The sequence below is a fragment of the Enterobacter sp. SLBN-59 genome (assembly GCF_024807915.1).
GTDB lineage: Bacteria > Pseudomonadota > Gammaproteobacteria > Enterobacterales > Enterobacteriaceae > Enterobacter > Enterobacter asburiae_B.
Genome location: NZ_JANUFI010000001.1, coordinates 2,775,298 through 2,796,000, shown reverse-complemented (window position 1 = coordinate 2,796,000; position 20,703 = coordinate 2,775,298). Strand labels below are relative to the sequence as shown.

At 56.5% G+C, this 20,703-nt stretch carries 13 protein-coding genes, 1 tRNA gene and 2 rRNA genes; 12 read left to right on the top strand and 4 right to left on the bottom strand.

The genetic code is table 11. The features are described from left to right. The first annotated feature begins 11 nt into the window (after nt 1-11). The 7 genes from M2422_RS13360 (at nt 12) to aceK (ending at nt 9,471) form a co-directional block, all read left to right on the top strand. Nucleotides 12-87: transfer RNA gene (locus M2422_RS13360), tRNA-Glu, on the top strand. A gap of 183 nt (nt 88-270) precedes the next feature. Next, nucleotides 271-3,175, top strand: a 23S ribosomal RNA gene (locus M2422_RS13355). A gap of 71 nt (nt 3,176-3,246) precedes the next feature. Further along, nucleotides 3,247-3,362, top strand: a 5S ribosomal RNA gene (rrf, locus tag M2422_RS13350). A gap of 180 nt (nt 3,363-3,542) precedes the next feature. Then, nucleotides 3,543-4,472: a homoserine O-succinyltransferase gene (metA, locus tag M2422_RS13345; RefSeq protein ID WP_064673012.1), complete on the top strand. Its 930-nt coding sequence runs from the start codon at nt 3,543-3,545 to the stop codon at nt 4,470-4,472. 270 nt (nt 4,473-4,742) lie between these two features. Further along, nucleotides 4,743-6,344, top strand: coding sequence for a malate synthase A (gene aceB / locus M2422_RS13340; RefSeq protein ID WP_039264171.1), 1,602 nt, complete (start codon nt 4,743-4,745; stop codon nt 6,342-6,344). 31 nt (nt 6,345-6,375) lie between these two features. Beyond that, complete coding sequence (gene aceA, locus M2422_RS13335; RefSeq protein ID WP_024906665.1) at nt 6,376-7,680, top strand: isocitrate lyase; 1,305 nt, start codon at nt 6,376-6,378, stop codon at nt 7,678-7,680. 51 nt (nt 7,681-7,731) lie between these two features. After that, nucleotides 7,732-9,471, top strand: a complete 1,740-nt coding sequence (gene aceK / locus M2422_RS13330; protein WP_033144371.1) for a bifunctional isocitrate dehydrogenase kinase/phosphatase — start codon at nt 7,732-7,734, stop codon at nt 9,469-9,471. Nucleotides 9,472-9,538: 67 nt separating this feature from the next. Here the strand turns inward: aceK and iclR are convergent, their stop codons facing one another. Further along, entirely contained in the window at nt 9,539-10,369 is an 831-nt protein-coding gene (gene iclR, locus M2422_RS13325; protein ID WP_045888359.1) for a glyoxylate bypass operon transcriptional repressor IclR, read from the bottom strand. 193 nt (nt 10,370-10,562) lie between these two features. Between iclR and metH the strand changes: the two genes are divergently transcribed. From metH to rluF, 5 genes are all read left to right on the top strand, one after another. Then, nucleotides 10,563-14,246 (top strand): methionine synthase, encoded by a 3,684-nt coding sequence (gene metH, locus M2422_RS13320; protein WP_064673011.1) that lies wholly within the window; start codon nt 10,563-10,565, stop codon nt 14,244-14,246. 116 nt (nt 14,247-14,362) lie between these two features. Next, nucleotides 14,363-15,994 (top strand): Na/Pi cotransporter family protein, encoded by a 1,632-nt coding sequence (locus tag M2422_RS13315; protein WP_064673010.1) that lies wholly within the window; start codon nt 14,363-14,365, stop codon nt 15,992-15,994. A 95-nt stretch (nt 15,995-16,089) separates the two neighbouring features. Beyond that, a complete protein-coding gene (locus M2422_RS13310; protein ID WP_064673009.1) occupies nt 16,090-16,383 on the top strand; it encodes a type II toxin-antitoxin system CcdA family antitoxin in 294 nt (97 codons plus the stop codon). After that, a complete protein-coding gene (locus M2422_RS13305; RefSeq protein ID WP_048977782.1) occupies nt 16,383-16,700 on the top strand; it encodes a CcdB family protein in 318 nt (105 codons plus the stop codon). The genes M2422_RS13310 and M2422_RS13305 overlap by 1 nt, the downstream gene beginning before the upstream one ends. Nucleotides 16,701-16,754: 54 nt before the next feature. Beyond that, on the top strand, nt 16,755-17,627 hold the full coding sequence (gene rluF, locus M2422_RS13300; protein ID WP_023309993.1) for a 23S rRNA pseudouridine(2604) synthase RluF: 873 nt from the start codon (nt 16,755-16,757) through the stop codon (nt 17,625-17,627). Here the strand turns inward: rluF and M2422_RS13295 are convergent, their stop codons facing one another. The 3 genes from M2422_RS13295 to lysC form a co-directional block, all read right to left on the bottom strand. Beyond that, complete coding sequence (locus M2422_RS13295) at nt 17,628-17,900, bottom strand: DUF3811 domain-containing protein (protein WP_023309994.1); 273 nt, start codon at nt 17,898-17,900, stop codon at nt 17,628-17,630. It abuts the gene before it with no gap. A gap of 50 nt (nt 17,901-17,950) precedes the next feature. Then, nucleotides 17,951-18,895 (bottom strand): ketopantoate/pantoate/pantothenate transporter PanS, encoded by a 945-nt coding sequence (gene panS, locus M2422_RS13290; RefSeq protein WP_064673008.1) that lies wholly within the window; start codon nt 18,893-18,895, stop codon nt 17,951-17,953. 93 nt (nt 18,896-18,988) lie between these two features. Continuing rightward, on the bottom strand, nt 18,989-20,338 hold the full coding sequence (lysC, locus tag M2422_RS13285; protein WP_033144379.1) for a lysine-sensitive aspartokinase 3: 1,350 nt from the start codon (nt 20,336-20,338) through the stop codon (nt 18,989-18,991). Nucleotides 20,339-20,703: the final 365 nt, after the last annotated feature.

Genomic DNA, 20,703 nt, shown 5'->3' with positions numbered 1-20,703 from the left:
TGAGACTTCACGTCCCCTTCGTCTAGAGGCCCAGGACACCGCCCTTTCACGGCGGTAACAGGGGTTCGAATCCCCTAGGGGACGCCACTTGCTGGTTCGTGAGTGAAAGTCACCTGCCTCAGTATCTCAAAACTCATCTTCGGGTGACGTTTGAGATATTTGCTCTTTAAAAATCTGGATCAAGCTGAAAATTGAAACGACACATCTTTAATGGTGTGTTCGAGTCTCTCAAATTTTCGCAATCAGAAGTGAAACATCTTCGGGTTGTGAGGTTAAGCGACTAAGCGTACACGGTGGATGCCCTGGCAGTCAGAGGCGATGAAGGACGTGCTAATCTGCGAAAAGCGCCGGCGAGGTGATATGAACCTTTGACCCGGCGATGTCCGAATGGGGAAACCCAGTGCAATTCGTTGCACTATCGTTAACTGAATACATAGGTTAACGAGGCGAACCGGGGGAACTGAAACATCTAAGTACCCCGAGGAAAAGAAATCAACCGAGATTCCCCCAGTAGCGGCGAGCGAACGGGGAGCAGCCCAGAGTCTGAATCAGCTTGTGTGTTAGTGGAAGCGTCTGGAAAGTCGCACGGTACAGGGTGACAGTCCCGTACACGAAAGCACACAGGCTGTGAACTCGAAGAGTAGGGCGGGACACGTGGTATCCTGTCTGAATATGGGGGGACCATCCTCCAAGGCTAAATACTCCTGACTGACCGATAGTGAACCAGTACCGTGAGGGAAAGGCGAAAAGAACCCCGGCGAGGGGAGTGAAAAAGAACCTGAAACCGTGTACGTACAAGCAGTGGGAGCACCTTCGTGGTGTGACTGCGTACCTTTTGTATAATGGGTCAGCGACTTATATTCTGTAGCAAGGTTAACCGTATAGGGGAGCCGAAGGGAAACCGAGTCTTAACTGGGCGTTAAGTTGCAGGGTATAGACCCGAAACCCGGTGATCTAGCCATGGGCAGGTTGAAGGTTGGGTAACACTAACTGGAGGACCGAACCGACTAATGTTGAAAAATTAGCGGATGACTTGTGGCTGGGGGTGAAAGGCCAATCAAACCGGGAGATAGCTGGTTCTCCCCGAAAGCTATTTAGGTAGCGCCTCGTGAACTCATCTTCGGGGGTAGAGCACTGTTTCGGCTAGGGGGCCATCCCGGCTTACCAACCCGATGCAAACTACGAATACCGAAGAATGTTATCACGGGAGACACACGGCGGGTGCTAACGTCCGTCGTGAAGAGGGAAACAACCCAGACCGCCAGCTAAGGTCCCAAAGTCATGGTTAAGTGGGAAACGATGTGGGAAGGCACAGACAGCCAGGATGTTGGCTTAGAAGCAGCCATCATTTAAAGAAAGCGTAATAGCTCACTGGTCGAGTCGGCCTGCGCGGAAGATGTAACGGGGCTAAACCATGCACCGAAGCTGCGGCAGCGACGCTTAGGCGTTGTTGGGTAGGGGAGCGTTCTGTAAGCCGTTGAAGGTGTCCTGTGAGGGGTGCTGGAGGTATCAGAAGTGCGAATGCTGACATAAGTAACGATAAAGCGGGTGAAAAGCCCGCTCGCCGGAAGACCAAGGGTTCCTGTCCAACGTTAATCGGGGCAGGGTGAGTCGACCCCTAAGGCGAGGCCGAAAGGCGTAGTCGATGGGAAACAGGTTAATATTCCTGTACTTGGTGTTACTGCGAAGGGGGGACGGAGAAGGCTATGTTAGCCGGGCGACGGTTGTCCCGGTTTAAGCATGTAGGCGGAGGTTCCAGGTAAATCCGGTACCTTTTAACGCTGAGGTGTGATGACGAGGCACTACGGTGCTGAAGTAACAAATGCCCTGCTTCCAGGAAAAGCCTCTAAGCATCAGGTAACACGAAATCGTACCCCAAACCGACACAGGTGGTCAGGTAGAGAATACCAAGGCGCTTGAGAGAACTCGGGTGAAGGAACTAGGCAAAATGGTGCCGTAACTTCGGGAGAAGGCACGCTGATATGTAGGTGAAGCCCCTGCGGGTGGAGCTGAAATCAGTCGAAGATACCAGCTGGCTGCAACTGTTTATTAAAAACACAGCACTGTGCAAACACGAAAGTGGACGTATACGGTGTGACGCCTGCCCGGTGCCGGAAGGTTAATTGATGGGGTTAGCGGCAACGCGAAGCTCTTGATCGAAGCCCCGGTAAACGGCGGCCGTAACTATAACGGTCCTAAGGTAGCGAAATTCCTTGTCGGGTAAGTTCCGACCTGCACGAATGGCGTAATGATGGCCAGGCTGTCTCCACCCGAGACTCAGTGAAATTGAACTCGCTGTGAAGATGCAGTGTACCCGCGGCAAGACGGAAAGACCCCGTGAACCTTTACTATAGCTTGACACTGAACACTGGTCCTTGATGTGTAGGATAGGTGGGAGGCTTTGAAGCGTGGACGCCAGTCTGCGTGGAGCCAACCTTGAAATACCACCCTTTAATGGCTGGTGTTCTAACGTAGACCCGTAATCCGGGTTGCGGACAGTGTCTGGTGGGTAGTTTGACTGGGGCGGTCTCCTCCCAAAGAGTAACGGAGGAGCACGAAGGTTAGCTAATCCTGGTCGGACATCAGGAGGTTAGTGCAATGGCATAAGCTAGCTTGACTGCGAGAGTGACGGCTCGAGCAGGTGCGAAAGCAGGTCATAGTGATCCGGTGGTTCTGAATGGAAGGGCCATCGCTCAACGGATAAAAGGTACTCCGGGGATAACAGGCTGATACCGCCCAAGAGTTCATATCGACGGCGGTGTTTGGCACCTCGATGTCGGCTCATCACATCCTGGGGCTGAAGTAGGTCCCAAGGGTATGGCTGTTCGCCATTTAAAGTGGTACGCGAGCTGGGTTTAGAACGTCGTGAGACAGTTCGGTCCCTATCTGCCGTGGGCGCTGGAGAATTGAGGGGGGCTGCTCCTAGTACGAGAGGACCGGAGTGGACGCATCACTGGTGTTCGGGTTGTCATGCCAATGGCACTGCCCGGTAGCTAAATGCGGAAAAGATAAGTGCTGAAAGCATCTAAGCACGAAACTTGCCCCGAGATGAGTTCTCCCTGACCCTTTAAGGGTCCTGAAGGAACGTTGAAGACTACGACGTTGATAGGTCGGGTGTGTAAGCGCAGCGATGCGTTGAGCTAACCGATACTAATGAACCGTGAGGCTTAACCTTACAACGCCGAAGCTGTTTCGGCGGATGAGACAGACACGATTTTCAGCTCTGATACAGATTAACAGAATTTGCCTGGCGGCTTTAGCGCGGTGGTCCCACCTGACCCCATGCCGAACTCAGAAGTGAAACGCCGTAGCGCCGATGGTAGTGTGGGGTCTCCCCATGTGAGAGTAGGGAACTGCCAGGCATCAATTAGAAAAACCCCGTACCGTAAGGTGCGGGGTTTTTTGCTTTTGTTTTTCCCTCTCCCCCCTCCTTGAAACTTTCTCACCTTCCGCTTGCAGGCTCGACATTATGCCCGTTTCTGGGTATCGTTAGCTATCTGGATGTCTAAACGTTTATACGTATGCTGTGAGGATATAAAGCTATGCCGATTCGGGTGCAGGACGAGCTACCAGCCGTCAATTTCTTGCGTGAAGAAAACGTCTTCGTCATGACGGCTTCGCGTGCGACAGGTCAGGAAATTCGCCCGCTGAAGGTGCTTATTCTCAATCTGATGCCAAAAAAGATCGAAACAGAAAACCAGTTCCTGCGTCTTCTGTCGAACTCCCCGCTGCAGGTGGATATCCAGTTGCTGCGAATCGATGCCCGTGAATCACGTAACACGCCATCTGAGCATTTGAACAACTTCTACTGTAACTTCGATGACATTCAGGGGGAAAACTTCGACGGACTGATCGTGACCGGCGCGCCGCTCGGCCTGGTTGAATTTAACGATGTCGCCTACTGGCCGCAGATCAAACAGGTTCTGGAGTGGGCAAAAGATCACGTCACGTCTACCTTGTTTGTCTGTTGGGCGGTACAAGCCGCACTGAATATTCTTTATGGCATCCCCAAGCAAACCCGCACTGAAAAGCTCTCCGGCGTATACGAACACCATATTCTTCATCCACATGCGTTGCTGACGCGCGGTTTCGATGACTCTTTCCTGGCCCCGCATTCTCGCTACGCCGATTTCCCGGCCCAGCTGATTCGTGATTACACCGATCTGGAGATCCTGGCCGAAACGGAAGACGGAGATGCTTACCTGTTTGCCAGCAAGGATAAACGCATTGCTTTTGTGACCGGACATCCTGAGTACGATCCGCATACCCTCGCATCAGAGTATTACCGTGATGTCGAAGCGGGTCTTAATCCGGATGTACCGTACAACTATTTCCCGAAAGACGATCCGCAAAACAAACCGAGAGCAACCTGGCGCAGCCACGGAAATTTGCTTTTCACTAACTGGCTCAACTATTACGTCTACCAGATAACGCCATACGATCTGCGTCACATGAATCCGACGCTGGAGTAATCTTCTGCACTAAACGATCCTAAAGCGTTTCAGCTATTCAAATCAGGCACCTTCGGGTGCCTTTTTTATTTCCGAAATGCTGCTCACCATTCAATAAAAATTTAATTCCAATAAAATCATATAATTAATTTCAATTAACAATTAAAATGGAAATTGTTTTTGATTTTAGAAAAAATATAGATAGTCTTAATTCTGCTGAGCGAAAACTACCCAACGATCTTTCGTTCGCATCGGGGGCGTGATTTTGGATCTTTGATGAGGAGCAGAGTAATGACTCAACAGGCAACGACGGTCGATGAACTGGCCTTTACCCAGCCGTATGGCGAGCAAGAACAGCAAGTTTTGACGGCGGAAGCGGTAGAATTTCTGACTGAACTGGTGACCCGCTTTACACCGCAGCGTAATAAGCTGCTGGCGGCACGCATTCATCAGCAGCAGGAAATTGACGATGGCAAGTTGCCTGGATTCATTTCGGAAACCGCTTCCATTCGCCGCGGTGAGTGGAAAATCCGCGGTATCCCTGAAGATTTACAGGATCGTCGCGTTGAGATCACCGGTCCGGTAGAGCGCAAAATGGTGATCAACGCCATGAACGCCAACGTTAAAGTCTTTATGGCCGATTTTGAAGACTCACTGGCGCCGGACTGGCGTAAGGTCATCGAGGGGCAGATCAACCTGCGCGACGCCGTGAACGGCACCATCAGCTATACCAACGAAGCCGGCAAAATTTACCAGCTCAAACCGAACCCTGCGGTGCTGATCTGTCGCGTACGCGGCCTGCACCTGCCTGAAAAACATGTCACCTGGCGTGGGGAAGCCATTCCGGGCAGCCTGTTTGATTTCGCGCTCTATTTCTTCCACAACTACAAGAACCTGCTGGCAAAAGGCAGCGGCCCTTATTTCTATCTGCCAAAAACGCAGGCCTGGCAAGAAGCGGCCTGGTGGAGCGAGGTCTTCAGCTATGCGGAAGATCGTTTCAACCTGCCGCGCGGCACCATCAAAGCCACGCTGCTGATTGAAACGCTGCCTGCCGTGTTCCAGATGAATGAAATTCTGCACGCCCTGCGCGACCACATTGTCGGCCTGAACTGCGGACGCTGGGACTATATTTTCAGCTACATCAAAACCCTGAAAAACTATCCCGACCGCGTACTGCCGGATCGCCAGGTCGTGACCATGGATAAACCGTTCCTGAGTGCCTACTCGCGCCTGCTGATCAAAACCTGCCACAAGCGCGGCGCCTTTGCGATGGGCGGCATGGCGGCATTTATCCCGAGCAAAGACGCAGAGCGGAACAATCAGGTGCTCAACAAGGTGAAGGCTGATAAAGAGCTTGAAGCCCGTAACGGTCACGACGGCACGTGGATTGCCCATCCCGGCCTGGCCGATACGGCGATGGAGGTCTTTAACCGCGTTCTCGGCGACAACAAAAACCAGCTGTTTGTCACGCGTGAAGACGATGCCCCAACGGCTGAAGAACAGCTGCTGGCACCGTGCGCGGGCGAGCGTACGGAAGAGGGCATGCGTGCCAATATCCGCGTCGCGGTCCAGTACATCGAAGCGTGGATCTCCGGCAACGGCTGCGTACCTATCTACGGCCTGATGGAAGATGCCGCGACGGCGGAGATTTCACGTACCTCCATCTGGCAGTGGATCCACCATCAAAAAACGCTCAGCAACGGCAAACCGGTGACCAAGACCCTGTTCCGCCAGATGCTGGCCGAAGAGATGCGGGTGATCCAGGACGAGCTGGGCGAGCACCGCTTCAGCAGCGGACGTTTTGACGACGCCGCGCGCCTGATGGAGCAAATCACCACATCAGATGACTTAATCGATTTCCTGACCCTGCCGGGCTACCGCTTCCTGGCGTAACTCACCACATAACAATATGGAGCATCTGCACATGAAAACCCGTACCCAACAAATCGAAGAGTTGAAGAAAGAGTGGACACAGCCTCGCTGGGAAGGCATCCGCCGTCCTTACAGCGCGGAGGAAGTGGTGAAATTACGCGGCTCGGTCAATCCGGAATGCACGCTGGCACAGAACGGTGCGGCGAAAATGTGGAAGCTGCTGCACGGTGGCTCTAAAAAGGGCTACATCAACAGCCTCGGCGCGCTGACCGGCGGTCAGGCGCTGCAGCAGGCGAAGGCCGGTATTGAAGCTATCTATCTCTCCGGCTGGCAGGTTGCGGCGGACGCTAACCTGGCGTCCAGCATGTACCCGGATCAGTCGCTCTATCCGGCTAACTCCGTGCCGTCGGTGGTGGATCGGATCAACAATACCTTCCGCCGTGCGGATCAGATCCAGTGGGCTGCCGGTATCGAACCTGGCGATCCGCGCTTTATTGACTACTTCCTGCCGATCGTCGCGGATGCGGAAGCGGGCTTCGGCGGTGTGCTGAACGCCTTCGAGCTGATGAAATCGATGATTGAGGCCGGTGCAGCGGCCGTTCACTTCGAAGACCAGCTGGCGTCAGTGAAAAAATGCGGACACATGGGCGGTAAGGTGCTGGTTCCTACACAGGAAGCCGTACAGAAGCTGGTTGCCGCGCGTCTGGCCGCGGACGTGCTCGGCGTGCCGACGCTGGTGATTGCCCGTACCGATGCGGACGCGGCGGACCTGATCACCTCTGACTGCGACCCGTACGACAGCGAGTTCATCACCGGCGAGCGTACCAGTGAAGGCTTCTACCGCACCCATGCCGGCATTGAACAGGCGATCAGCCGCGGCCTGGCGTACGCGCCTTACGCGGACCTGGTCTGGTGTGAAACCTCCACGCCGGATCTGGCGCTGGCAAAACGCTTTGCTGACGCCATCCACGCGAAGTATCCGGGCAAACTGCTGGCCTATAACTGCTCGCCGTCCTTCAACTGGCAGAAAAAGCTGGATGACAAAACCATCGCCAGCTTCCAGCAGCAGCTGTCCGACATGGGCTACAAATACCAGTTCATTACCCTGGCCGGTATCCACAGCATGTGGTTCAACATGTTCGACCTGGCGCACGCCTATGCGCAGGGTGAGGGGATGAAGCACTACGTTGAGAAGGTGCAGCAGCCGGAATTTGCGGCGGGCAAAGACGGTTACACCTTCGTGTCTCACCAGCAGGAGGTGGGAACCGGCTACTTTGACAATGTGACCACGATTATCCAGGGCGGAACCTCCTCCGTCACCGCCTTAACGGGTTCAACGGAAGAAGCACAGTTCTAATCTTTTCCCCCTCTCCCCTCTCGGGGAGAGGGTTGGGGTGAGGGGGAATATATGTCGCGTGGCCTGGAATTGCTGATTGCCCAAACTATTTTGCAGGGCTTCGATGCCCAGTATGGTCGTTTTCTTGAAGTGACATCCGGCGCGCAGCAGCGCTTCGAACATGCAGACTGGCATGCGGTTCAGCAGGCCATGAAGCAGCGTATCCATCTCTATGACCACCACGTGGGTCTGGTGGTGGAGCAGCTGCGCTGTATTACCGACGGTAAAAGCCCGGACGCGGAATTTTTACTGCGCGTGAAAGAGCACTACACCCATTTGTTACCCGATTACCCGCGCTTCGAGATTGCGGAGAGCTTTTTCAACTCCGTCTATTGTCGGTTATTTGACCACCGCTCACTATCTCCTGAGCGGTTATTTATCTTCAGCTCCCAGCCCGAGCGACGCTTTCGAACCATTCCCCGTCCGCTGGCGAAAGATTTCTTTCCCGATCGCGGATGGGAAAAGCTCCTGCACCGCGTGCTAACGGATCTGCCGCTGCGCCTGCCCTGGGAGAATAAAACCCGGGATATCGGCTATATCCACGCCCATCTCAACGAAACCTTCGGCGCGGAGGTGCTCAGCCACAGCCATTTGCAGGTTGCCAACGAGCTTTTCTACCGCAATAAAGCCGCCTGGCTGGTGGGCAAACTGGTTACGCCGACCGCCATTGTGCCGTTTCTGCTGCCCATTCACCGTACCGACGACGGGGAACTGTTTGTCGATACCTGCCTGACCACCAGCGCCGAGGCCAGCATCGTGTTTGGCTTCGCCCGCTCCTATTTCATGGTGTACGCCCCACTGCCTGCCGCGCTCGTGGAGTGGCTGCGGGAGATCCTGCCGGGCAAAACCACCGCCGAACTGTATATGGCCATTGGCTGCCAGAAGCACGCCAAAACGGAAAGCTATAGGGAGTACCTGCGTTATGTCACCGCGGCCGATGAGCAGTTTATCGAAGCGCCCGGCATTCGCGGTATGGTGATGCTGGTCTTTACGCTGCCGGGTTTCGACCGGGTCTTTAAGGTGATTAAAGACAGATTCGCGCCGCAGAAAGAGATGACCGCCGCGCACGTTCGCGCCTGCTATCAGCTGGTCAAAGAACACGACCGCGTCGGGCGCATGGCGGATACCCAGGAGTTCGAAAACTTTGTGCTGGATAAACAGCAGATCGACCCGGCGCTCATGGCGCTGTTAATGCAGGAAGCGCCCGCGAAAATCACCGATCTGGGTGATAAAATCGTGATTAGCCATCTCTACATCGAACGCCGTATGGTGCCGCTGAATATCTGGCTGGAGCAGTCCGAAGGTCAGGCGCTGCGGGATGCCATTGAAGAATACGGCAACGCGATTCGCCAGCTTGCCGCCGCCAATATTTTCCCGGGCGACATGCTGTTTAAAAACTTCGGCGTCACCCGTCACGGGCGCGTGGTGTTCTACGATTACGACGAAATTTGCTACATGACCGAAGTGAATTTCCGCGATATACCACAGCCCCGCTACCCGGAAGACGAGCTTTCCGGTGAGCCGTGGTACAGCGTCTCGCCGGGCGATGTGTTTCCGGAGGAGTTTCGCCACTGGCTGTGCGCCGACCCGCGCATCGGGCCGTTATTTGAAGAGATGCATGAGGATCTGTTCCGCGCCAGCTACTGGCGCGGGCTGCAAACGCGGATCAAAAACGGGCATGTCGAAGATGTGTACGCTTACCGCCGCAAGCAGAGGTTTTGCATTAGGTTTGCACCCTCTCTAGCAGGGTGAGGGCATCATGTTTTCTCCCTCTCCCTGCGGGAGAGGGCCGGGTGAGGGCATCAGGCCGCACTCAATCTCAACGAATCCCACCGTACGCCAGCGTCACCTCTTTCGCCGCCTTAATCACCAGCGCACCCAGCTCGGTCACGCGGTCATCGGTCATCCGCGAAATCGGCCCGGAGATGGAGATGGCGGCAAACGGCTCGCGGTGCTCGTCAAAAATACAGGCCGCGAGGCAGCGCAGGCCCAGGGCATGTTCTTCATCATCAAACGAATAGCCGCGCTTCCGGGTCAGGGCCAGATCTTCTTTCAGATGCACGGGCGACACCAGCGTGGCGTGGGTATAGGCGTGCAGCCCTTTACGGTGCAGCAGTCCCGTCACCTGCTCTTCGCTCAGCTGCGAAAGAAACGCTTTCCCCGCCCCGGAGGCATGCATCGGCAGCTTGCCGCCAATCGGTGCGGACATGCGCATCAGCTGCGTGCACTGCACCTGGTCGATGATAATCGCCTGGTGGTCGCTCTGGTCCAGCACCGCCAGGTTTACGGTCTCGCCGGACTCCTCCATCAGCTTGCGCAGAATCGGGTGCACAATTGCCAGCAGGTTGCGGCTCTGCAGGAAGCTGCTGCCGACGATAAACGCGTGCGCGCCCACCGCCCAGTGCCCCAGCTCGCCGACCTGACGCACAAAGCCCAGCTGCTGCATGGTGGTCAGCAGGCGGTGCGTCGTGGAGTTCGGCAGGCCAGCCTGCTGGGCCAGCTCGGTCAGGGCCACGCTGCTGTGCGACTCGGCTATCCACTCCAGCAGCTTCAAACCGCGCGTGAGCGATTGAACCTGTCCGCCCTGTTGTGCGGCGGCGGTGGTGGCAGCAGGTTTTCTGCCGCGTTTAGCGGGAACGGTCGCGACCATGACGATCTCCTTTTTCTGTATCGTGGAAATCATTTTCGTTTTATTTGGTGAATTTGCAACCGTTATCCTGACTGATCGGAGGAGTGATGGTGAACATGTCTCATGTTACCGCTGTGCGGCTTTTCCACCCTGCGAGATTGTGCCAGTATGGAACGCAGCCTTATGGCCTTGTTGAGCGTTGTCGGGAGCAAGTGTGAGCAGCAAAGTAGAGCAACTGCGTGCGCAGTTAAATGAACGAATTCTGGTGCTGGACGGCGGCATGGGCACCATGATCCAGGGGTATCGTCTGAGTGAAGATGATTTCCGCGGCGAACGCTTTGCCGACTGGCCCTGCGACCTGAAAGGGAACAACGACCTGCTGGTGCTCAGCAAGCCGTCCGTCATTAAGGATATCCACAACGCCTACTTCGAAGCGGGTGCGGATATCGTTGAAACCAACACATTCAACTCGACAACCATCGCCATGGCGGATTACCAGATGGAATCCCTGTCGGCGGAAATCAACCTGGAAGCCGCGAAGCTGGCGCGCGCCTGCGCCGACGAGTGGACGGCCCGCACGCCGGACAAGCCTCGCTACGTTGCCGGGGTGCTTGGCCCGACGAACCGCACCGCGTCGATTTCACCGGACGTCAACGACCCGGCGTTTCGTAATATCACCTTCGATCAGCTGGTTGCGGCCTACCGTGAATCGACCAAAGCGCTGGTGGAAGGCGGTTCCGATCTGATCCTGATTGAAACCGTATTCGACACCCTCAATGCCAAAGCCGCGATTTACGCGGTGAAAGAGGAGTTTGAAGCGCTCGGCGTTGACCTGCCAATCATGATTTCCGGCACCATCACCGACGCCTCCGGCCGTACCCTGTCCGGCCAGACAACCGAAGCGTTTTATAACTCCCTGCGCCACGCCGAAGCGCTCTCCTTTGGCCTGAACTGCGCGCTGGGGCCGGATGAACTGCGTCAGTACGTGCAGGAACTTTCCCGCATCGCGGAATGCTACGTCACTGCCCACCCGAACGCCGGTTTGCCAAACGCGTTCGGTGAATACGATCTCGATGCCGACACCATGGCGGCGCAAATCCGCGAGTGGGCCGAGTCTGGCTTCCTGAACATCGTCGGCGGCTGCTGCGGCACCTCGCCGGAGCACATCGCGGCCATGAGCAACGCCGTGGCCGGTCTGCCGCCGCGCAAGCTGCCCGAGCTTCCGGTTGCCTGTCGTCTGTCCGGCCTGGAGCCGTTGACCATCGGCGACGACAGCCTGTTTGTGAACGTGGGTGAGCGTACTAACGTCACCGGTTCCGCAAAGTTCAAGCGCCTGATTAAAGAAGAGAAGTACAGCGAAGCGCTGGACGTTGCCCGCCAGCAGGTAGAAAGCGGCGCGCAGATTATCGATATCAACATGGATGAGGGGATGCTCGACGCCGAAGCGGCGATGGTGCGTTTCCTCAACCTGATTGCCGGTGAGCCGGACATTGCCCGCGTGCCGATCATGATTGACTCCTCCAAGTGGGAAGTCATCGAAAAAGGGCTGAAGTGCATCCAGGGTAAAGGCATCGTCAACTCCATCTCGATGAAAGAGGGTGTCGATATCTTTATCCACCACGCGAAGATGGTCCGCCGCTACGGTGCCGCCGTGGTGGTGATGGCCTTTGACGAAGTGGGTCAGGCCGATACCCGCGAGCGCAAAATCGAGATTTGCCGCCGCGCGTACAAGATTTTGACCGAAGAGGTGGGCTTCCCGCCGGAAGACATTATCTTTGACCCGAATATCTTCGCCGTTGCGACCGGGATTGAAGAGCACAACAACTACGCCCAGGACTTTATCGGCGCATGTGAAGACATCAAGCGCGAGCTGCCGCATGCGCTGATCTCCGGCGGCGTATCGAACGTGTCGTTCTCGTTCCGCGGCAACGACCCGGTGCGTGAGGCGATCCACGCTGTGTTCCTCTACTACGCCATCCGCAACGGCATGGACATGGGGATCGTTAACGCCGGCCAGCTGGCGATTTACGACGACCTCCCCGCCGAGCTGCGCGATGCCGTAGAGGACGTGATCCTTAACCGCCGCGACGACGCCACCGAGCGCATGCTGGACCTGGCGGAGAAATACCGCGGCAGCAAATCGGATGAGGCGGCAAACGTTCAGCAGGCCGAGTGGCGTTCGTGGGACGTGAAAAAGCGTCTGGAATACTCGCTGGTCAAAGGTATCACCGAATTTATCGAGCTCGATACCGAAGAGGCGCGCCAGCAGGCAGCCCGCCCGATTGAGGTGATCGAAGGTCCCCTGATGGACGGCATGAACGTGGTCGGCGATCTGTTCGGTGAGGGCAAAATGTTCCTGCCGCAGGTGGTGAAATCCGCCCGCGTGATGAAGCAGGCAGTGGCCTATCTGGAGCCCTACATCGAAGCCAGCAAAGAGAAAGGCTCCAGCAACGGCAAGATGGTTATCGCCACCGTGAAGGGCGACGTGCACGACATCGGCAAGAACATCGTTGGCGTAGTGCTGCAGTGTAATAACTACGAAATTATCGACCTTGGCGTGATGGTCCCGGCGGACAAAATCCTCAAGACCGCGCGCGAAGTGAACGCCGACCTGATTGGCCTCTCTGGCCTGATTACGCCGTCGCTCGACGAAATGGTCAACGTGGCAAAAGAGATGGAGCGACAGGGCTTCACCATTCCGCTGCTGATTGGCGGGGCGACCACCTCGAAAGCGCACACGGCGGTGAAAATCGAGCAGAACTACAGCGGCCCGACGGTCTACGTGCAGAACGCCTCGCGTACGGTGGGCGTGGTCTCCGCGCTGCTCTCCGACACCCAGCGCGACGATTTTGTGGCGCGCACCCGCAAAGAGTACGAAACCGTCCGCATCCAGCACGGCCGTAAGAAACCGCGCACCCCGCCTGTTTCGCTTCAGGCGGCGCGCGATAACGATCTGGCCTTCGACTGGTCCAGCTACACGCCGCCGGTCGCGCACCGCCTGGGCGTGCAGGACGTGACGGCCAGCATCGAGACGCTGCGCAACTACATCGACTGGACGCCGTTCTTTATGACCTGGTCGCTGGCGGGCAAATATCCGCGCATCCTGGAAGATGAGGTGGTCGGCGAGGAGGCGAAGCGCCTGTTTAAAGATGCCAACGATATGCTCGACACGCTGAGCGCAGAGAAAAGCCTCAACCCGCGCGGCGTGGTGGGCCTGTTCCCGGCGAACCGCGTGGGCGACGACATCGAAATCTATCGCGATGAAACCCGCACCCACGTGCTGGCGGTCAGCCGTCATCTGCGCCAGCAAACCGAGAAAGTGGGCTTTGCCAACTACTGCCTGGCCGATTTTGTCGCGCCGAAGCTGAGTGGTAAAGCCGACTATATTGGCGCCTTTGCGGTGACCGGCGGTTTGGAGGAAGACGCGCTGGCGGACGCGTTCGAAGCGCAGCACGATGATTATAATAAAATCATGGTGAAATCGATTGCCGACCGCCTGGCGGAAGCCTTCGCCGAGTACCTCCACGAGCGCGTGCGTAAGGTGCACTGGGGCTACGCGGCGAATGAAAACCTCAGCAATGAGGATCTGATCCGCGAAAACTACCAGGGCATTCGCCCGGCGCCGGGCTATCCGGCCTGTCCGGAGCACACCGAAAAAGGCACCATCTGGAAGCTGCTGGACGTGGAAACCCATACCGGCATGAAGCTCACCGAGTCGTTCGCCATGTGGCCAGGCGCGTCCGTTTCCGGCTGGTACTTCAGCCATCCGGACAGCAAGTACTTTGCCGTGGCGCAGCTGCAGCGGGATCAGATTGAAGATTACGCCCTGCGCAAAGGCATGAGCGTGTCTGAAGTGGAGCGCTGGCTGGCGCCTAATCTCGGCTACGACGCCGACTAAAATCACTTTTCCTTACAACAAACAGGGCGCTCATTGGGCGCCCTGTCTCTTTCTTACGTTTAAACCCTTATACTGAACCTATGGAAAACGAATAACGATAAGGAGGAAAACCTTCCGTGCTGACCCTGTTACACCTGCTCTCTGCAGTCGCACTGCTCGTATGGGGCACCCATATCGTCCGTACCGGCGTGATGCGCGTATTTGGCGCGCGCTTGCGTACCGTTCTCAGCAGCAGCGTTGAGAAGAAGCCGCTCGCCTTCTGCGCGGGCATTGGCGTAACGGCACTGGTGCAGAGCAGTAACGCCACGACACTGCTTGTGACCTCCTTTGTGGCGCAGGATTTGGTGGCGCTGGCCCCGGCGCTGGTGATTGTGCTGGGTGCGGATGTAGGTACCGCGCTGATGGCGCGTGTTCTGACGTTCGATCTCTCCTGGCTGTCGCCGCTGCTGATTTTTATCGGTGTTATCTTCTTCCTCGGCCGCAAACAGACGCGCGCCGGGCAGCTCGGGCGCGTAGGGATTGGCCTCGGGCTGATCCTGCTGGCGCTGGAGCTGATTGTGCAGGCGGTCACGCCAATCACCGAGGCCAACGGCGTGCAGGTCATCTTCGCCTCCCTGACCGGGGACATCATGCTGGACGCGCTCATTGGCGCGGTGTTTGCTATCGTCAGCTACTCCAGCCTGGCGGCGGTCCTGCTGACGGCCACGCTTACCGCCGCAGGGGCGATCTCCTTCCCGGTAGCGCTGTGTCTGGTGATCGGGGCCAACCTCGGCTCCGGCCTGCTGGCGATGCTTAACAACAGCGCGGCCAATGCTGCCGCCCGCCGCGTGGCGCTGGGCAGCCTGCTGTTTAAGCTGGTGGGCAGCCTGATTATCCTGCCCTTTATCCACCCGCTGGCGAACCTGATGGACAATCTCCCGCTGCCGAAGGCGGAGCTGGTGATCTACTTCCACGTGTTCTACAACCTGGTGCGCTGCCTGGCGATGGTGCCTTTTGCCGGGCCGATGGCCCGCTTCTGCGAGCGTCTCATTCAGGACGAGCCTGAGCTGGATGCGCGCCTGAAGCCGAAGCACCTGGATACGTCCGCGCTGGATACTCCGGCGCTGGCGCTGGCGAATGCCGCGCGCGAGACGCTGCGTATGGGCGACGCAATGGAAACCATGCTCGAAGGCCTGCAAAAGGTGATGCACGGCGAGCCGCGTGAAGAGAAAGAACTGCGCAGACTGGCGGACGATATCAACGTGCTCTATACCGCCATTAAGCTTTACCTGGCGCGTATGCCGCAGGACGAGCTGGCGGAAGAGGAGTCCCGCCGCTGGGCGGAAATCATCGAGATGTCGCTTAACCTTGAGCAGGCCTCGGATATCGTGGAGCGTATGGGCAGCGAGATCGCTGACAAATCCCTTGCCGCGCGTCGTGCGTTTTCAGGTGAAGGCCTGAAGGAGCTGGAAGCGCTGCACGAACAGCTGGTCAGCAACCTCAAGCTGGCGATGCTGGTCTTCTTCTCCAGCGACGTGCCGAGCGCGCGCCGCCTGCGCCGCAACAAGCATCGTTTCCGTATTCTGAACCGTCGCTACTCGCACGCCCACGTTGAGCGTCTGCACCAGCAGAACGTGCAGAGTATCGAGACCAGCTCCCTGCATCTGGGGCTGCTGGGGGATATGAAGCGTCTCAACTCGTTGTTCTGCGCGGTGGCGTACAGCGTGATGGAACAGCCGGATGAAGACGACGAGCGGGATGAGTATTAATCTCTGAAAGCGCCTCGCAAAATCGTTTTGCGGGGCGTGACACTTTATAAAGCGCCATTTACTCTTCAGACCTTACATTTTGAAGGGAATAGAAAATGCTCGTTTATTACGCTACACTTCGCCAATTCATGCGCATTCCGATGGGGGTTCTCATGCGCACTACTCATGGCATCAAAAAATCAGTCAATGTGTCGTTAGCACCAGAAATCCTTGAAGAGGCGCGACGGCTTAAACTGAATCTCTCTGCTGTACTCACGAGTGCACTGCAGGAGCAGTTTCGAGCGCATCAGCGCGCAGAGTGGTTAGCAGAAAATAAAGCTTCTATCGAGGCCATTAACCAGTGGGTTGATGAAAACGGCTCCTTTAGTGATTCTCAGAGATCGTTCTGATGGAGCAATATTTTGCTTATGAGAATGAAGGTAAGGGGAAAACTGCCTATCCCTGGCTAATCAATATGCAGCATCCCGTGGCCAATGTGATGAAGCATGTCCTGGTCGCCCCAGCAGTTGAGCTTAGCCACCTGGGAGGCATTCAGCCGCCTGCGAAAGTGTGCCCTGTTGTTGAGATAGCGGGTAAGCCCTGCGTGGTTATGATGCACATGATGGCTGGCATATCGCCAAAAGAGTTAGGTGAGCGTGTTGCCGATCTTACGCAAAACCGGTCTTCATTGCGGGATGCACTCGATTTTTTGATCAACGGTTACTAACACTTTTTTGTCAGCCGCAAGGTAAGGTATATTTCGCCCTTCACAGGAGAAACTATGCTGCCAACTCAATCAACCCGATTAAACAAATACATTAGCGAGAGCGGGATCTGCTCACGTCGCGAGGCTGACCGTTACATTGAACAGGGTAACGTGTTTCTTAACGGCAAACGCGCCACCATCGGCGACCAGGTGGTCCCTGGCGATGTGGTTAAAGTGAATGGTCAGGTCATCGAACCGCGTGATGCTGAAGACCTGGTGTTTATCGCGTTGAACAAACCGGTTGGTATTGTCAGCACCACGGAAGACGGTGAGCGGGACAACATCGTTGATTTCGTGAACCACAGCAGCCGTATCTTCCCGATTGGCCGTCTGGATAAAGACTCTCAGGGGCTGATTTTCCTCACCAACCACGGCGATCTGGTCAACAAAATTCTGCGTGCCGGTAACGATCACGAGAAAGAGTACATTGTGACGGTAAATAAGCCGGTTACGGACGAATTTATTCGTGGCATGGGCGCCGGGGTGCCGATCCTCGGTACCGTCACGAAAAAGTGTAAGGTGAAGAAAGAAGCACCGTTCGCGTTCCGCATTACGCTGGTGCAGGGCTTAAACCGCCAGATCCGCCGTATGTGCGAGCACTTCGGTTATGAAGTGACGAAGCTGGAACGCACGCGCATCATGAACGTCAGCCTGTCCGGCATCCCGCTGGGCGAATGGCGCGATTTAACGGATGACGAGCTGATTGAACTCTTCAAGCTTATCGAGAATTCCTCGTCCGAAGCGAAGCCGAAGGCCAAAGCCAAACCGAAAACCCAGGCGATTAAGCGCCCGGTGGTGAAGGCGCCTCAGGCGGAAGATAAGGGGCGAGGCAAGCCGGGTAATGGAAAACGCTTTACCCAGCCGGGGCGCAAAAAGAAAGGGCGCTGATTAGCGCCTTCCACGGGTAGACGTTGTGGCGGACCAGGAAAAGGTCGCCTCTGCATCGGGTTTATAAGCCTGCTCTTTTTTCAGCTTGCGGGCTTTTTTCGCCGCGGCGTCACGCTGCGCCATCAGCTTATCGATGTACTCTTTTTTCACCTGATTGGTTTCGGCGTTCGTCAGCGTGCGGCCATGTGCGATTCGGGCGCGGTCGAGAAGCGTTTTCAGTTCGCGCTGCTCGGCTTCCGTCATGTCTTTCTGGGTCAAACGTGGTGTAGCCATTGCTGAAGCCTCCTGATAGAGAGGCTTCAGTGTAAAGCAAGCTGCGTAAATTAACCCTGCTTCACCGCATCTTTTTTCGTTTGTTCATCAATCGGTTTGCCGGACCAGTAGCCCGCCAGCAGCGAGCCGGAGAGGTTATGCCAGACGGAGAACAGCGCGCCGGGCAGGGCCGCCAGCGGGGAGAAGTAAATTTTACCGAGCGCCGCCGCCAGGCCTGAGTTCTGCATGCCTACCTCGATTGCCAGCGTGCGGCAGGTCGATTCGTCAAAACCGAACAGCTTCCCGCCCCAGTAGCCGCCCAGCAGGCCAATAGTGTTATGCAGCACCACGGCGATAATCACGATAAAGCCCACGGAGGCAATGTGCGATGCGGAACCCGCCACCACAGCGCTGATGATCGCCAGAATGCAGACCATCGAAAACGCGGGCAGGTAGGGCTCAACGGCCTTCACAACGCGCGGGAAAAGATGGTGAATGACCAGCCCCAGCGCAATCGGGATCACCACAATCTGCAGAATACTGAGCAGCATGCCCGTCACGTCCACCTGAATATGCGCGTCCACGTACAGGCGAGTTAACAGCGGCGTGGCAACGACGCCAACCAGCGTTGAAACGGAAGAGACGGTGACGGAGAGCGCCACATCTCCTTTTGCCAGGTAGATCATGACGTTGGAGGCCGTGCCGCTGGCCACGCTGCCCACCAGCACCATCCCGGCGGAAAGATCGGGCGGCATCTTAAAAGCCATCGCCAGCAGCCACGCCGCAAGCGGCATCACCAGGTAGTGCAGGAAGATCCCTGCCGCGACGGGCGCAGGGCGAGACAGCACGCGTTTAAAGTCGTCGACTTTCAGATGCACGCCCATACCGAACATGATCAGCATCAGCAGCGTGGCGACCCACGGACCAATGCCCGTGAACGTGGCGGGGGTGTAATACGCGAGTACGGAGAGCAGCAGCGCCCATAACGGGAACAGCCGCGTAACGGCGGATAACATAGTGGATTCCTTGCAGTATTGTCGTGTTGTTTAGTTATGAAAAAGCCGGGTCTGTGCCCGGCTTATAGGTATTGTTTATCCTGCTAACGAATTTTATTCAAACAAATTCTGATGAAGTTTCTGCACGACCTGCTCGGCCTGATCGGCAGGCACCAGGAAGCAGAGGTTGTAGCTGGATGCGCCGTAGCAGATCATGCGGATGTTGAACGGGTCGAGCACGCCGAACACCTCTTTACCCACGCCGCAGGCGCGCGACAGCTTGTTGCCGATGATGGCAACCAGCGCCAGGTCTTCTTCTACTTCCACGCGGCACAGCTCAGACAGCTCAATCAGCAGCGACTGCGTCAGCAGCGTGTCGCCGGTGGAGGTCGAGCCGGTGGTGTCCAGCGTTAGCGCAATGCTCACTTCAGAGGTGGTGATCAGATCCACCGAGATATTGTGGCGCGCCAGAATGCCAAACACTTCCGCCAGGAAACCGCGTGAATGCAGCATATTGTGGCTGTGGAGCGTCACCAGCGTCTGGCGACGGCGCAGGGCCAGGGCGCGGAACAGCGGTGGGTTTTCCGTTTTTTTGCAGACCAGCGTCCCGCCCGCTTTCGGATCTTTGCTGGAGCCGACGAAGACCGGAATATCGCTGCGTACGGCCGGCAGCAGCGTTGCCGGGTGCAGCACTTTCGCGCCGAAGGTGGCCATTTCAGCCGCTTCTTCAAAGGCGATTACATCAATACGTTTAGCCGCAGAAACGACGCGCGGGTCGGTGGTGTAAATTCCCGGAACGTCAGTCCAGATATCCACGCGCGTTGCATGCAGGGCTTCGCCCAGCAGCGCGGCGGTGTAGTCGCTGCCGCCGCGGCCAAGCGTGGTGGTGCGGCCTTTCGCTTCACTGCCGATAAAGCCCTGGGTGATCACGATACCGTCTGCCAGGCGTGGTGCCAGCTGCTGATTGGTCAGCTCCGCCAGCGCCTCAACGTCCGGCTCGGCGCGGCCAAAGCGATCGCTGGTACGCATCACTTTACGCACGTCAAACCACTGCGCCTGAACGTTACGCTCGCGCATGATTTCAACAAACAGCAGGGTGGACATCAGCTCACCGTGGCTGACCAGTTCGTCGGTCAGGGCGGTGGAGGTAGCCAGAGACGCCGCTTCTGCCAGAGTGGTGATATTTTCCAGCAGACGTTCCACTTCCTCGCGGATGACGTTCGGGTTCTGCAGACGCTCAAGAATGTCGAACTGAATTTTGCGCAGTGCATCCAGCTTCACGAAACGTTCTGTCGCTTCCAGTCCTTCAGACAGAGAAACCAGCAGGTTCGTCACGCCGGCGGAGGCAGACAGCACCACCAGGCGGGTATTCGGATCGGCCAGCACCACATCGGCGCTGCGGTTCATGGCATCGTAATCGGCCACACTGGTGCCGCCAAATTTGGCGACCACAAAACTCGTCATAACAACCTCGTGTCAGGGAATGAATAAGCGACCTTGGCACAAGAGTGATACGAAAACAGGTGCAGGCGCAAAATACGGCCCTATAAATAAAATGCGGGGGAGGTCCTGTCAATGCTGGGATTATGCGGATTTTTTATGGGGGGGTACCCCTGAGAAACAGGACTTATAACAGCGCCAGATTTTATGCTCCGTTTTAGGGCTTTTTGACCGACATTTCGCCGCCCCGGGAGGGCGCTTCAGCAGCTATACTTTTCGGGTCTTTTCACCTGTGTTTGATGCAGGCCAGGGCAATGGCATAAAAACCATCACAATTTTTATTTGCAGGCGCTACAATCGACCGCAGTCACAATTCTCAAATCAGAAGA

Coding starts and splice junctions, on each gene's coding strand:
- metA (WP_064673012.1), top strand. CDS start 3,543: ATGCCGATTCGGGTGCAGGACGAGCTACCAGCCGTCAATTTCTTGCGT.
- aceB (WP_039264171.1), top strand. CDS start 4,743: ATGACTCAACAGGCAACGACGGTCGATGAACTGGCCTTTACCCAGCCG.
- aceA (WP_024906665.1), top strand. CDS start 6,376: ATGAAAACCCGTACCCAACAAATCGAAGAGTTGAAGAAAGAGTGGACA.
- aceK (WP_033144371.1), top strand. CDS start 7,732: ATGTCGCGTGGCCTGGAATTGCTGATTGCCCAAACTATTTTGCAGGGC.
- iclR (WP_045888359.1), bottom strand. CDS start 10,369: ATGGTCGCGACCGTTCCCGCTAAACGCGGCAGAAAACCTGCTGCCACC.
- M2422_RS13310 (WP_064673009.1), top strand. CDS start 16,090: ATGCTCGTTTATTACGCTACACTTCGCCAATTCATGCGCATTCCGATG.
- M2422_RS13305 (WP_048977782.1), top strand. CDS start 16,383: ATGGAGCAATATTTTGCTTATGAGAATGAAGGTAAGGGGAAAACTGCC.
- rluF (WP_023309993.1), top strand. CDS start 16,755: ATGCTGCCAACTCAATCAACCCGATTAAACAAATACATTAGCGAGAGC.
- M2422_RS13295 (WP_023309994.1), bottom strand. CDS start 17,900: ATGGCTACACCACGTTTGACCCAGAAAGACATGACGGAAGCCGAGCAG.
- panS (WP_064673008.1), bottom strand. CDS start 18,895: ATGTTATCCGCCGTTACGCGGCTGTTCCCGTTATGGGCGCTGCTGCTC.
- lysC (WP_033144379.1), bottom strand. CDS start 20,338: ATGACGAGTTTTGTGGTCGCCAAATTTGGCGGCACCAGTGTGGCCGAT.